The organism is Paenibacillus sp. J22R98, from assembly GCF_059383835.1.
On record NZ_JBXENW010000012.1, the window covers coordinates 164316 to 177989 of the forward strand.

Sequence of the window (13674 nt, forward strand, 5' to 3'; positions counted from 1 at the left end):
GTAACACCCAACTTTAGATCAAACTATAATCCGTCACGTGACGTAAATTCTCATATACAATGTCCGGCAATATGATCCCGCTTGCTTCGAAAGCCAGCCATATCGCGCCAATGACAGGCTCCGCACGCAGCTTCGTAATGGTCGCATGAGGTGCGACTGCAGCGACCGCTTCTTCAATAAAAGCGGTTACATAATCGCCTGCGCCGCGAGTCAAGACGCTCCCCGCAAGCACAACATCGAAGTGCTCGCCTTCCAAGCCGAGCCGGCGGATAACCGCCTGCGCCGATTTGCCAAGCTCAACGCCCTGACCCTGTAAAATAGCGATAGCCGTTTCATCACCTTGAGCTGCCGCTTCAAACAACAGCTTGGCCAACCGGTAAGGCGGCACTTTGTCATGGTCCAGATAGTCGTCGAACATCGCTTGCACGCTATCGTACCCGAGATCATCCAGCACGAGCTGCGTCAACAATGTCGGCTTCTCCCGCCCGTCCCATGCCCGGAGCACCGATCGGAACGCTTCTACGCTCAGCGACCCTCCGCCGCCGAAGTCTCCAAATTGATACGAGAATCCGCCGCATTGGTAGAACCGTCCTTCCGGATTTACGCCGGCGCTGTTCGTTCCGGCACCGCAAATCAAGACAACGCCATAAGACCGCTCTGTGCCCGCCCGGAGCGCAATCATCGTATCGCAGTTAATGTCATGGCGCGGGAAGCCGAGCTCAGCTATCATTGGGCGTAAAATCGCATAATCCGCTTCTCTATCCGCTCCTGCCAGCCCGAAGTAGGCAAACGCGATCTCCTCGCGCCTCAGTCCGGCATTCGCCAATGCCATCTCGACAGACTCTCGTATGTTATCACGGGCTCTTTCATAGCCGACTTGATGATTGCCGTTCCCGCTGTGTCCTTTGCCTACGATCTTGCCTTGCTCGTCGACGATTAACGTATAAGTCTTGCTGCCGCCGCCATCGACTCCCAAATAATAGCCCAAAGCACCCACTCCTGACCTGACAGTCTAAGTTCTACGTGCCGTCGATTCCCTTACAATCAGCTCAGGCTCGATCTGTACCGTCACACTGCGCTTGGCCTGCTCGTTAATGACGTTCAGCAGCAGCTCCACAGCCGTGCTTCCGATTCGATCCGCCGGTTGCCGGACCGTTGTCAGCCGCGGATGAAATTCCGACGCCAGAACCTGGTCGTCAAAGCCGACGAGCGACAGATCCTCGGGTACGCGGACGTCCGAAGTCATGCATGCGTTCAGAACGCCGACCGCGATATAATCATCCGAAGCGAAGATCGCGGACGGCAGCCGTCCCTCATCGATCCACTGTTTTGCAATCCGATAACCGGTAGGGATTTCGAAGCTGCCGCTTTCTATCCCGTAGGGTTGCAGACCTGCTTCTTCGAGTGCGAAGCGGAATCCCCGCTCGCGTTCCCTGCTGCTTAAGAAAGAATCCGGTCCCGAAATATGCGCGATTTCCGTATGGCCAAGATCGATTAAATGCTTCGTCGCTTCGTACCCGCCCTTGAAGTTATCTACGATTATCGAAGTCACGGAAGGGTTGCGCTGCGAATTATCGATCATAATAAACGGAATTTTCTTCTTCTTCAGTTCCATGACATACTCGTCCTCATCGACAGGAGACAGCAGGATGACCCCGTCCACGCGATCCTCCTGAAACAAGGAACGATGAAACGTATCTTCATAGCCGCTGGAGATCGAGAGCGCAAGGAAGTAGCCGTGCTCGGCCAGCCGATCATTGATCTCCTTGACTACAGCATCCAAGAAAGAATCATGGAGCGTCGTCAGCATCAAGCCGATGATGCCCGTTTTCCCCCTTGCCAGACTGCGTGCCGACGCGTTCGGGTGGTAATCGAGCTCCTTCATCGCTTGAAGCACTTTCTCCCTATTGTTTTGACGCACGGAGGATGAATTGTTTAATACTCTTGAAACCGTAACTACGGACAGGCCTGATTTCTTGGCAACATCAAAGATACTGACTTTCATCGCTAGATCGCTCCTATACGAATAAAAAAATGATTGCCCTTACCGTATCATAGTTGGAGCAAAGAGCAAACTAAGACGCGCGGACAGCTAGCGAATTTCCACAGAAGCCGGCCGCGCGTCCCCTGATTTACTTGTTGACGCGATCCAGCAGCTTCGTCAGCTTCTCCTGAATTCTCGGAAGCGCGACCTCCACCTTCTCGTCCCCGTTCTCTACGCCCGCCAGCTCGTTAATAAACAATTCGTTGATCTGCGAGTAATTCGAAATCAAGTGATTGTACGATTCAAAGCCGTATTTGTACGCACCGTCGAACACCTGCTTGATTTGCTCAGGATCGATGCCTTCAAAATTATTATAATACGTTTCCGCTGCCGCCTGGTTGACCGGAGGATTGCCGCCGCTCAGCTCAATCGACTTCTTCTGCACGTCTGTCGTGATCAAGTATTTGATCCATTCCAGCGCTTCTTTCGGATGCTTGGAATCTTTAAGAACAAAGAGAGGATCGACGTACAGAACGCTTCTGACCTTCTCATTCGGACCTTGCGGTACGGCTGCAACGCCGACTTTAAAGTTGAAATCACTGGACGCTGCCAAGCTCCAAGAGCCTACGACGGACATGGCGATTTTGCCGGAGAGGAACGGATCGCCGAATTGGCCGGATACCGACTTGGAGAAAGCAGGCGTCGGCGAAACCTTCTGATCCCAGATGAGGCCGTAAATTTTCTTATACGCTTCGATGACGTCCGGCTCTGTCAGGTTAATCTTTGAAGGCTTGCCGCCATTGGTCCACGTATCCTCGGAGTATACCTGACCTCCGAAATAAGAAGCCCGCTGGTCGCGCTCGCCGAACCCAAAGTCCAATCCGTATTGCGCTTCGGCCAGGTTCTTCGAATCTACCGTCATTTTCTTCGCGTAGTCCACCATTTTATCGAATGTCCAGCTCTTATCCTCGTAGTCCGTAGGAGGATATGCGAGTCCGGCTTTGTCAAACAAGTCCTTATTGTACAGCATGACCGTCACGTAGCTATTCAGCGGGATTCCGTAAGTCTTGCCATCCACCTTATAGATGTTCATGACATCATCCGGAATGTTATAGTCGGAAGCCTTGAAATCACCGAGGTAAGGCGTCATATCCATCAGCATGCCTTTGTTGTAGTACTCCATGAAGCCGCCATACCCCCAGTGGGAAGTGACGTCCGGGGAGTTCTTGGCCGCAATGGACGATTGAAGCTTGGAGTCGAATTGCTCATAAGGGGCTTTCGTTACCTTAATCTTGATGTTCGGATGTGTTTTCTCGAAATCCGGGATCAGTTTCTCCACGAATGTGCGGTCCGGCGAGTCGATTGTATAGTGCGTGATCGTCACGACATCCCCGTCTTTGCTTCCTCCATCCGAACACCCTGCAGCGACCAATCCGAAAGTCAGCGTCAAGCTAAGCATCGTCTTTCCAACTTTTGTGCTCATGCAAATCCCCCTCGTTAATAGTAGTGACGGACTATGTGAACAACTACTTGATACCGGTAAGAACGATTCCTTGGACAAAGCGTCTCTGCGCCACCGCGAAAATCGCGACAATAGGCAGGACCGACAGCAGCGAGGCCGCCATCATGAGATTCCACGGGGCAATGCGGAATTTAGAGGACATCATCGACGCCATCCCGATCGGAAGCGTGAAATTCTCCTGCGAGTCTAAGTACAACACAGGCGTGAGGAGGTCATTCCAGCTCCAGAGAAAGGAGAAAATCGCCACGGTCGCGAGCACCGGACCCGCTAACGGAAGCGTTAAGCTCCAATAGAGCTGAATCTCTTTGCAGCCGTCCATTCGTCCGGCATCGTAAAGCTCATTGGGCAGTGTCGTGAAGAACTGCTTCAGCAGGAAAATCATATAAGCCGATGCGAAGAAGGAAGGCAAAATGAGCGGCAGCAAGGAATCGTGAAGCCCCAGCTTCGTGAAGAGCAGAAACTGCGGGATCATAATCGCCGGATAAGGCAGCATCAGCGTGCTGAGTACGAGCATGAACAGAAACTGGCTTCCTTTTGCCCGATAACGTGTGAAACCGAACGCGACGAACGAAGAGGAATAAACCGTTCCGATCACCGTCAGCACAGCAACGATTACGCTGTTTATGTATTGCCGTCCGAACTTGATCTCCGTGTTTACGAAGAGCTCCTTGAAGTTCTCCCAAGCGAAGTGCTTCGGAATGAAAGACGGCGGGTACACGAGCATTTCCTTCGTCGTCTTGAGCGATGTCGATAACATGAACCAGAACGGCATAATCATGGCCACCGTAACGAGCAGCAGAACGAGAAATCCGATGACTTGGAGCAAATCGATCTTCTTGGCAATCCCACTCATTGCGGGGTTCCCCCTTCGTAATGCACGTATCGGTTGGATAGCTTCATTATGAAGAATGTAATCACGGTAACTGCGATCAGCAGAATCCAGGACATGGCTGATGCGTAGCCGTAACGGAAGTTTTTGAAGGCGTTAATGTAGATGTTGTACACGTAAAACCAAGTCGAGTAATTCGGTCCGCCTTGGGTAATCGTGTAAGCTTGCGTGAACACTTGAAAGGAGTCGATCAATCCGATGATAAGCTGGAAGAGGATAACGGGAGAGATGAGCGGCAAGGTGACATTCCAGAACGACCTCAGCCTGCCGGCTCCATCCAGCTTCGCTGCCTCGAGCAGATGCCCCGGTACACCTTGCAGTCCCGCCAAGAAGATGAGCATACCGCCGCCCAGCCCCCAGAAGGACATGATGATGAGCGCCCACATGGCGTATTTCTCATCGAGGAACCAGTTGATCTGATCAACGCCGAACATGGATAGAAAGTAGTTGAAGAGTCCGGCTTGCGGGTTAAATACCCAGAACCAGAGGAGCGCCATCGAGACACCTGAGATCATGCTTGGAAAATACATCGCCGTCCGGAACAAGCCCCGGAACGGGATTCTCTGATTGATCAGAATGGCGAAAATCAGGGAGAGGACAAGCGTCAAAGGAACACTGATGAAGGTATAGCGCAGTGTAACTTTGATCGAGTTCCAGAACAGATCGTCATGGAACAGCTCGTTGTAATTACCGAATCCGATAAATTGCGGTGCATGAATGATGTCATACTCTGTGAAGCTGTAATACAAGGAAGCGAGTACCGGAAACAAAGCGAATACGATAAACCCAATCAGCCACGGAGACACGAAAAAGTAAAACAGTCTGCCCTCGCGGCGGCTTGCCCTGGTTGACTTCACGCCACCAATCCCCCTTCGATCGCCGAATCGACAAGCGCCAGAATGATGCATTTAAAGTTTAACCGCTTTAACTTTAGGAGTAAAAAAATAAAGTTAACACGGCTTGTCAGAAGAAAATTAAAGCGGTTAAACTTTACATTATCATTATAAATGGAACTGCGAGCGTTTGACAAGGACAATTATTAGGCGACGTTTGGAGCTACATAAAACATTTACAATTCTATAACCTCTCGAAAATATACAACTTGTACTCTACTTGTAGACACGTTGAATTTCCTGGGAGGGAACCTAATTATGAAACCTTATTCAAAACTCACAACCGCTGTTTTATCCGCATCTTTGCTTGCAAGTGCAATTGTTGCACCTGCATCGAGCTTCGCGGCAGCAGCACCGATCGCTAAGAAACCAGGTGCTTTCACTCAAGCAAGCGTGGAGCGCACGGCGCAAGGCAAACTGATTGTACGTTGGAAAGCCGATGCTGACCTAGGCGCGGCTAAAGTATACTGGAGCACTTCCCCGGACAATATCGAGAAGAACGGTAAATTGCTGGCTCAGACTTACTCGGCGTTTAACGGGTTTGTGACTGCGGATCCTAAGCCTGGCTCCCGCATTTACTTCCTTGTAAAAGGCGGCAACAGCTCAACGGTCGAGACGGCTGAGCGCAAAGTAAATCTGCAAGGCGCATTTAACTTCCGCGATCTTGGCGGCTATAAAACGGCAGACGGCAAAACCGTGAAATGGGGCAAGCTGTTCCGTGGTGAAGAGCTCGGCCATCTGACGGATGCAGACCTTAAGGTCATTCAAGAGATGGGCATTAAGACAAACGTCGACTACCGTACCGATGCCGAAGTTAACGCTCTTCCGGATCCGGTCATCGCAGGCATCAACAACGTCCGTACCGATGCCGGTAACGCTGGCTCGACTGCTGATATGAACGCAATGATTGCTTCCGGTATGATGAAGGACGCAGCATCCGCGGTTCAAATGTTGGTCGGCTTCAACAAGCAAATGGTTGACGCTCCGAAGTTTTACGTGCAATTGATGGATCTGCTTAACGATCCGAAGAACGTCGCTCTCTTGCAGCACTGCACCGCCGGCAAAGACCGCACAGGTCTAGGCTCTGCAATCATCCTTCTGACTCTAGGCGTTGACGAGAAAACGGTTATGGACGATTACCTGCTCAGCAACTTCTACCGCGCAGATGCTAACAAGAAGATGATCGATGGCGTGAAGCAGCAAGTGAAAGACGAGAACGTTGTTGCTGCCATTACTGCACTGATGGGCGTTCAGAAAGAATTCCTTCAAGCTGCCTTTGATGAAATGAAAGCGAAGTACGGCTCCATCGATGCGTTCCTGGAGACAGGCCTTGGCATCACCAAAGTAGAGCGCGCTAAGCTGAAAGCGATGTACACCGAGTAACTTGAAACCGTAAGGAGTCGCCCCGGATTGCGGGGCGACTCCTTTTTCAACTGCGTTTAAGCGATGTGAGTTTGCAGACCGTCCCTTGCATGTCATAATATACAGAGGAGTGCTAGGACAGAGAGGAATGTGCAATCATGGCGAATTCGACATTAATAGATACCGCGTACGACTATATTAGTACCCAAATTCGAACCGGTGAATTCATGCCAGGTTCGCTTCTATCGGAGAACGAATTGTCTGAAACACTGAACATGAGCCGTACACCCATACGCGCGGCGATTTCGCGTCTCGAGCACGAGGGGCTGCTTGTTACGCTTAAGAATAGAGGCGTACTCGTCAAAGAGATCTCCATGAAAGAGGTCATCGACACCATGGAGGTCCTGTATCTGTTTCAACTGCAGGCTATCAATCTATTGAAAGATGGCCTAGTAGAACCGGATCTCAAGCATCTGCAGGAGCATTTGAACCGTCAGCTCGAGGCTGAGCAGGATAATGCTTATACGCGGTACCTAGAGAGTTCGATGAAGTTCTCAGAGTGCTTGCTAAATGTCATGAACAACGGTGTCATTGCGAAGGTTGTCGATGCCGGATTCAAGCAATTAATCCTCTTCGCCACCATTAATTTCAAATTAACGCCACACGAGCCGCACTATTCCGCCAACCGATTGAATCAATCGATTTACGACGCGATTGTGGCAGGCGATTATGATCGATTTCGCGAGATCGCCAACCAGTCCTACACCCATAACCGGCAGCGCATGCTGCGAATGTCGCGATTATAGATTATTTCATCTGGAACAAGGGGTTGTTTTTATTGAACATTCGACATCTGCAGCCGAGCGACAATGTGGCGATCGAACGGATTATACGGGAATGCCTAATCGAATTTGGCGGCAACAGAGCCGGATTAGCTTGGGAGGATGAAAGCTTAAGCCATCTATCTGATTACTATGACGCGGCAGGACGAGCCTATTGGGTCGTTGAGCAGGATGGCAAAGTGGTTGGCGGATGCGGCATTGCGCCTTTTGCGGAATCGACCGAAGTATGTGAGCTGCAGAAGATGTACTTGCTGCAGGACGCAAGAGGTACAGGTGCGGCGGCGGCACTGTTAGACGAAGCACTGGCCTTTGCGCGTGCGCATTATCGGCAATGCTACTTGGAAACGTTGACGAATATGGCAGCCGCCAATCGGTTCTATGCCAAGCATGGTTTCGTGCAGCTGGATGCGCCGCTTGCAGGTACGGAGCATTTTGCTTGCGATGCCTGGTATATCAAGCAGTTAGACTAATAAAAGGCGCCCCAACCGGGGGCGCCTTTAGCATTTAACCGGTCACAGTAGGCTGCGACTTGCCCGTTTCTTTGCGACGGGACGGCAATAACCCGATGGCGAGCACAATCGCGATGGTTATGGCAAAGATCGCTATAAAAACAACATGCATCCCATGTGCGATTTGTTTCACCTCGAGCCCTGTCGCCGCGTTATTGAATAACGTGCCGAACAGTGCCACGCCAACGGTCTGCCCGAGTGCATTCATGAGCGAGTTCGTCGAGGTCGCCACTCCCCGTTGACTCCAGTCGACAGCATTCTGGATTAGCACGAGAATAGGTGTCGTGAGCAATCCCATACCGAAACCAATGACGATCAAGATGCCAACCAAATTTGCGTAAGCCGAATTAGGGTCAATTAACATTAACCATAAGCAGCCTGCCATAACGACCACCGCTCCGGAGATAATAAAGAGGCGGGGTCCGTACTTAAACATTAGTCTGCCCGTCAATGTAGCTGCGAATGGCCAGGCTAGGCACATCGGCATTAATGTAAAGCCGGAGTTCATTGCGCTGTGCCCGAGTACGACTTGAATCCATTGCGGCGTATAGACCATGACACCGGCCGTAACGGCAAAGCCCAGAAAGCTTAGCAAATAGATAACTCGGATCTCCCTCATCTTAAACAAGGCAAGCGGCAGCATCGGCTCCTTCACCCGCTTCTCCACGAACAGAAACAGTGAGATGAACACCGCCGCAACACATAATAGTCCGATAATTTGGGCGGAATCCCATGCATACTTCTCGCCGCCATTGAGTAACGCGTATAACAGCGCCGTTAGCCCAACTGTGAATACAACTGCGCCCATGAAGTCGATATTTTTTGCCTTCTTCTCGAACTTCTCATGAAGGAACCCAACCACGAAGATAAAGGCTAACACAAATACAGGCACGTTCATGTAGAAAATCCAGCGCCAGGAGACGTAGTCAACGAATGCCCCTCCGACGAGCGGACCAAGCAAGCCCGCCACTGACCACACGGAGGCAAATATTCCTTGAACCTTCGCCCGCTGCTCCCCCGGATACAAGTCACCGACAATCGTAAACGTCACCGGCGTAAGCGCCCCCGCGCCTAACCCTTGAATAGCGCGGAACCAGATTAGAGCAGTCATGCTCGTCGACGCTCCGCATAGAATCGATCCAACCGCAAAGATAATTAAACCTGCCGCGAACACCGCTCTTCGTCCGAACAAGTCCGCCAGCTTACCGAAGATAGGCGTTGCCACGCACATCGTCAGCGTATAAATCGAGAATACCCAGCTTATCAGGCCGAACCCGCTTAATTCCTTCGTAATATGAGGCATTGCAGTACTGACGACCGTTGCATCTAATGCACCGATAAACAGTGCAGCCAGTAGGCCGATCGTTACGATCTTTCGATTCGTTGTTTGCTGTGCCAACACGAAATGCGCCTCCTATTTCAGCTAAAATAGATATCCTCAAATCTATTCACCATCCTTGCAATTATTCCTCTTCCGATAGTGCAGGAGACGGGTTGCATCACGCAGAATCAAGTAGATCAACTACATTTCCTACAGGAGGAGCCCCCTTGATTCGTAATAGGCTGCCAGTTGCAATTGCACTAATGAGCTTGGCTTATATTTTCATCATTCCTGCGGAACCCGAAGGCCTAAAGCTTGTTTTCAAGCTGATTCCCATGGTGCTTATTCTCACGTATGCCTTCTTGCTCTGCCCGCCTTCCAGGCAGCCGAAACATTGGCTGCTTTTGCTCGGCCTGCTCTTCTCCATGTGCGGGGACGGTCTGATGAAATGGTTCGTTGCCGGCCTCTCCGCATTTCTGATCGGCCACCTGTTTTACACGGCATCCTTCATTCGGAGAATTCAGTTCTCTTGGCCGCGCGCCGCTACCCTCATCCCAATCGCCATTTATGCCGGATATATGGGAATAAGGCTGGTGCACGCGCTCCAAGACAGCGGGCAAAGTGGACTCATCGCACCTGTACTGCTCTATGTAACTGTAATTTCACTGATGGCCTGGACGGCTATCCTGACGGGTAATCCTTACGCTGTCATTGGGTCACTGCTCTTCTTGGCTTCTGACTCCGTTCTGTCTTGGAACATGTTCGTTTCCGACGTCTCCCACTCCGACATCTGGATCATGGCCACCTACTATGCGGCCCAATTCTTCATTGCCACTAGTTTAAGAGAATCATCAACATCAGCGTACAAATTTTAATAGTTTTAAGGGTATGTTCTCGTTCATTAGTAGAAATAATTATAGTAGAATCGAACATATGATCTACTATTTTGCTGTGAAAGGATGATTTCCCCCAATGGAACTCCCTGTAACAAATAGTCCTTCATCCGAAGCTAAACCCTCTATGGGCTCCATGCTTCAAAACCGGTTTATTCAAGCCATTCTATCGGCAGGCGTGTTTATGCAGATCGGTATTTGGGTGCGCAACTTCGCGGTGCTCTTGTTTGTGGTCGAAATGACTGACGGAGACGCGCTTGCCGTCTCGCTAGTTTCAGTCGCTGAGTTTGCGCCTATTTTCGTATTCTCCTTCATCGGCGGCGCGTTCGCTGATCGCTGGCGGCCTAAGCGAACCATGGTGCTGTGTGACCTGCTCAGCGCGGTATCCATCTTCGTCATTTTGCTCACATTGATTTATGGCTCATGGCATGCCATATTCTTCGCAACGTTCGTCTCCGCGATTCTGTCGCAGTTTTCCCAACCTTCCAGCATGAAGCTGTTCAAGCTGCATGTACCGGGAGAGCAAATGCAGGCCGGTATGGCCTTGTTCCAAACGATGATGGCGGTGTTTATGATATTGGGTCCGATCCTGGGCACATTCGTATTCGAACAATTGAACATTTACTGGTCCATGGGCATCGTCTGCGTCACGTTCCTCATTTCGGCGGCTGTTCTTACACTGCTACCGGCAGATAGAGAGGAAGAAAGAAAGGATAACGGGACTTCGATTTGGACGGAAATGAAGATGGGGATCGATTATGTTCTTCATCGCAAAGCGCTCGTCGCTTTAGGAGGCTCTTTCCTCTCCGCAGGACTTGGCATCGGCGTCATTCATACGCTTGCCGTGTTCCTCATCACCGAGCAGCTTGGCTTGCCGAAGGGGAACTTGCAATGGCTCTTCGCAGCCAATGGCGCGGCAATGCTGGTCGGCGGAGGATTGTCGATGGTGTTCTCGAACAAAGTCGCTCCGCAAACACTTGTCTTATGGGGCATGCTGGCCACGGGAATCGGCGTATCCGTAATGGGATTCTCCGAGCTGTTCTGGCTCACGCTAGCCATGGAAGCCATGATCGGCTTCTTCATGCCAGCTCTGCAAATCGGTATTAATACGCTTATTTTGAACAGGACCGAGGAAACATTCGTCGGGCGCGTAAATGGCATTCTGACGCCTATGTTTATGGGCGCGATGGTCGTTACCATGAGTTTATCCGGCTTCTTGAAGGACAGCTTATCGCTATCTTGGACCTATCAATTATCGGCTGCTATGTTCCTAATCGGCATCGTGTTTCTGGTTCCTCTATATAGGATCAAGGAATCGGCGATTGCAGTGGAAGCGAATTAACTCAGTAAAGGCCGTGTATTGGCACCACTATGGTGCTGATACACGGCCTTTCTTTAGCTATAATACGGTTTTGGGTTTTACGACGTCGTCTTTGTGATGATCGACAGCCAATCGCCCGTATTTCCCGGTTGGGAGGGCCGGCTGACGAATGAACTCCGCGCCGCGCATGCGATACGCCTCATAATCCGCGGGAGGAGGAGTATCCGACGGTCCCGCAGCTTATTCTCACCTTTCTTAAAAGCACATCTCTACTCATTGTAAGATAAGTCCCGGCATGGCAGAGGTGTGTGTGCTATCGAATTCAAATGAGGGTGATTTGCGCAGCCCGTCGGCTGAAACGGCAGATATTCGCCCTGTTTTGTCGCTGTTCATCTTTATTGAATAGTGGCCCGTTGCGTCCGTTACAGCCGATGCATTCCTCACAACCGATCCGTTGCTCATAAATTCCACACTTACTTTAGCTCCGATTTCAGGCTTCCCGTCTTTTGATTTGACAGTACCGAGAATTAATTTATCCCCTACTCGGCCAGTAAAAGTGTGTTCTTCCATCCCTGGTTTATAAACAAACGTATACGCACTCGGGGAAGATTTAATGATGCTTACAAAATTAATATCGTCCATCCGAAAAGCATCAGCGAATATTACCTTCCACGTGTAGGTCTCTCCTTCAGTCATGCCGCCAGCCGCCACATAGCCTTTTCCAGCAAGGAAGGTTGGGCTGACATTCGTCCCATTGGCGTCTAGCAGACTGCTAAGTCCGTTATGAGGGTTTCCCTCCTCATCGAGGATCTTGCCAATCACCTGAACGCGGTTCAGCTTGATGCTGCCAAGATCAACCGGTGAGCCATTAAACGTAATTTTCTGGGATGCAGGCGGGAGCAAGTCACCTATGGCTGGTTTTTTTGATTCAGGTTTCGCTGGAAGCGGCACGAACACGTTAAGCCAATAGGAATGCCCCGTTTCAAGCCCTCGGAAGGAGAAGCTTCCGTCCTGCTTCGATACAACGGATGCAACGATAGACGTATCGGATTCAGGCAGGAACGAGACATGGATTCCTGCCAATGGCTTACCTGTATCGTCGACCAATCGTCCATTGACTTGGGCATCAGGCAATATCGACAGAACGAACTCATGCTTGATCTTATCCCCGTCATGATAGGTAAAGGAATACGGCAAGGGGACGTCAAATCGTTCCGACCAAGCTGGAGATAATTGTGCCGTAATCGTATAAGTATGTCCATCCTGCAAAAGATCGGTCACATACTCGTTATTTTGATGTCCCAAGTAGCTTGTTACCACACCATTCTCAGAAACGGAAAAATCCAGCCCCCTGTCAATCATCGGGTTCCCATCCGGTGACAGTACCCGGACTGTTACCAGACGATCATCCGAACCCAGCCGAGCGCAATTCTCTTTGATTCTAAACCGGAAGGCACATGGTAAGATCTCAGTATCCTCTGACCAGTTTCCTTGGAGTACGTAGTCGCCCTCATTCTCCAGCCCTTCGAAACGAAAATCCCCATTCGGACCAGTTAAGACTTCAGAAACGCTCAGCAGCTCGTCACCTACCAGCTTCAGCAATTGGACATGTTTTTCACTTATGCTTCCTTTGCCATCAGCTGTATAAACTCGCCCTTTCATCGTGTTCCCGGCTTGAATATCGATGTTGCGGGCCGCCGCGTTCCAAGCAACGATGTTACCCGTCTCTTCCCCAACAAAGCGCAACGGAACGTAAACAGCTCCTTCTTTAATTACAGCAGGTGTCTGCATCTTAACTTGGTTCCCGTTCACTCTGGCGGTTAAGCTTGCCGACTTGAGTTCGATTTGTGTCCATGCATTCGACCCGGAAACCGTCTGTGAAGACTTGTCCCATTCAACCTTTAAGCTTAACGCTTCAAAAATCGCCCTAAACGGAACCATTGTCACCCCTTGAGCAATATAAGGCTGTGCCGTCATTGCAACTGCCGCGCCTTCGACATGGACAGTGATGGGAGTCGGAGTCGGCTGCCCTTCTGCCTGTACGATCGGCGCACTGCCTATGAGTAAAGCTATACCAATAATGGATGCCAGAAATCTGTGCAGCATGCGTAACCTCCATAATCATTTTTCCTAGCAGC

Annotated in this window: 12 protein-coding genes; 5 read left to right on the forward strand and 7 right to left on the reverse strand. The window is 50.6% G+C overall.

Annotated elements, in window-relative coordinates; translation table 11 throughout:
• Window positions 1-13 precede the first annotated feature (13 nt).
• The 5 genes from AC50Y3_RS27045 to AC50Y3_RS27065 all read right to left on the reverse strand — a co-directional run bounded on the left by AC50Y3_RS27045 (window position 14) and on the right by AC50Y3_RS27065 (window position 5252).
• Window positions 14-988, reverse strand: coding sequence for an N-acetylglucosamine kinase (locus AC50Y3_RS27045; protein ID WP_494821814.1), 975 nt, complete (start codon window positions 986-988; stop codon window positions 14-16).
• Window positions 989-1012: 24 nt separating this feature from the next.
• On the reverse strand, window positions 1013-2005 hold the full coding sequence (locus tag AC50Y3_RS27050) for a LacI family DNA-binding transcriptional regulator (protein ID WP_494821815.1): 993 nt from the start codon (window positions 2003-2005) through the stop codon (window positions 1013-1015).
• A gap of 127 nt (window positions 2006-2132) precedes the next feature.
• Complete coding sequence (locus tag AC50Y3_RS27055; protein ID WP_494821816.1) at window positions 2133-3467, reverse strand: ABC transporter substrate-binding protein; 1335 nt, start codon at window positions 3465-3467, stop codon at window positions 2133-2135.
• A 43-nt stretch (window positions 3468-3510) separates the two neighbouring features.
• Window positions 3511-4359 (reverse strand): carbohydrate ABC transporter permease, encoded by an 849-nt coding sequence (locus AC50Y3_RS27060; RefSeq protein WP_494821817.1) that lies wholly within the window; start codon window positions 4357-4359, stop codon window positions 3511-3513.
• The gene (locus tag AC50Y3_RS27065) at window positions 4356-5252 is read right to left on the reverse strand and encodes a carbohydrate ABC transporter permease (protein ID WP_494821818.1); all 897 of its coding nucleotides are present in this window, start codon (window positions 5250-5252) and stop codon (window positions 4356-4358) included. The genes AC50Y3_RS27060 and AC50Y3_RS27065 overlap by 4 nt, the downstream gene beginning before the upstream one ends.
• A 294-nt stretch (window positions 5253-5546) precedes the next feature.
• Here AC50Y3_RS27065 and AC50Y3_RS27070 point away from each other — a divergent pair, with 294 nt between their 5' ends.
• From AC50Y3_RS27070 to AC50Y3_RS27080, 3 genes are all read left to right on the forward strand, one after another.
• Window positions 5547-6671, forward strand: a complete 1125-nt coding sequence (locus AC50Y3_RS27070; protein ID WP_494821819.1) for a tyrosine-protein phosphatase — start codon at window positions 5547-5549, stop codon at window positions 6669-6671.
• Between the two features lie 137 nt (window positions 6672-6808).
• Window positions 6809-7456 (forward strand): GntR family transcriptional regulator, encoded by a 648-nt coding sequence (locus AC50Y3_RS27075; RefSeq protein ID WP_494821820.1) that lies wholly within the window; start codon window positions 6809-6811, stop codon window positions 7454-7456.
• Between the two features lie 32 nt (window positions 7457-7488).
• Window positions 7489-7962, forward strand: a complete 474-nt coding sequence (locus AC50Y3_RS27080) for a GNAT family N-acetyltransferase (RefSeq protein ID WP_494821821.1) — start codon at window positions 7489-7491, stop codon at window positions 7960-7962.
• A 34-nt stretch (window positions 7963-7996) separates the two neighbouring features.
• On the opposite strand, the gene AC50Y3_RS27085 is transcribed toward AC50Y3_RS27080, so the two are convergent.
• Window positions 7997-9403 (reverse strand): MDR family MFS transporter, encoded by a 1407-nt coding sequence (locus AC50Y3_RS27085; protein WP_494821822.1) that lies wholly within the window; start codon window positions 9401-9403, stop codon window positions 7997-7999.
• Between the two features lie 146 nt (window positions 9404-9549).
• Between AC50Y3_RS27085 and AC50Y3_RS27090 the strand changes: the two genes are divergently transcribed.
• Window positions 9550-10197, forward strand: a complete 648-nt coding sequence (locus AC50Y3_RS27090) for a lysoplasmalogenase (protein WP_494821823.1) — start codon at window positions 9550-9552, stop codon at window positions 10195-10197.
• A gap of 97 nt (window positions 10198-10294) precedes the next feature.
• Window positions 10295-11557, forward strand: a complete 1263-nt coding sequence (locus tag AC50Y3_RS27095) for an MFS transporter (protein ID WP_494821824.1) — start codon at window positions 10295-10297, stop codon at window positions 11555-11557.
• 252 nt (window positions 11558-11809) lie between these two features.
• Here AC50Y3_RS27095 and AC50Y3_RS27100 read toward each other — a convergent pair whose 3' ends face one another.
• The gene (locus AC50Y3_RS27100; RefSeq protein ID WP_494821825.1) at window positions 11810-13642 is read right to left on the reverse strand and encodes a stalk domain-containing protein; all 1833 of its coding nucleotides are present in this window, start codon (window positions 13640-13642) and stop codon (window positions 11810-11812) included.
• Window positions 13643-13674 lie beyond the last annotated feature (32 nt).

Coding starts and splice junctions, on each gene's coding strand:
- AC50Y3_RS27050 (WP_494821815.1), bottom strand. CDS start 2,005: ATGAAAGTCAGTATCTTTGATGTTGCCAAGAAATCAGGCCTGTCCGTA.
- AC50Y3_RS27055 (WP_494821816.1), bottom strand. CDS start 3,467: ATGAGCACAAAAGTTGGAAAGACGATGCTTAGCTTGACGCTGACTTTC.
- AC50Y3_RS27060 (WP_494821817.1), bottom strand. CDS start 4,359: ATGAGTGGGATTGCCAAGAAGATCGATTTGCTCCAAGTCATCGGATTT.
- AC50Y3_RS27070 (WP_494821819.1), top strand. CDS start 5,547: ATGAAACCTTATTCAAAACTCACAACCGCTGTTTTATCCGCATCTTTG.
- AC50Y3_RS27075 (WP_494821820.1), top strand. CDS start 6,809: ATGGCGAATTCGACATTAATAGATACCGCGTACGACTATATTAGTACC.
- AC50Y3_RS27095 (WP_494821824.1), top strand. CDS start 10,295: ATGGAACTCCCTGTAACAAATAGTCCTTCATCCGAAGCTAAACCCTCT.
- AC50Y3_RS27100 (WP_494821825.1), bottom strand. CDS start 13,642: ATGCTGCACAGATTTCTGGCATCCATTATTGGTATAGCTTTACTCATA.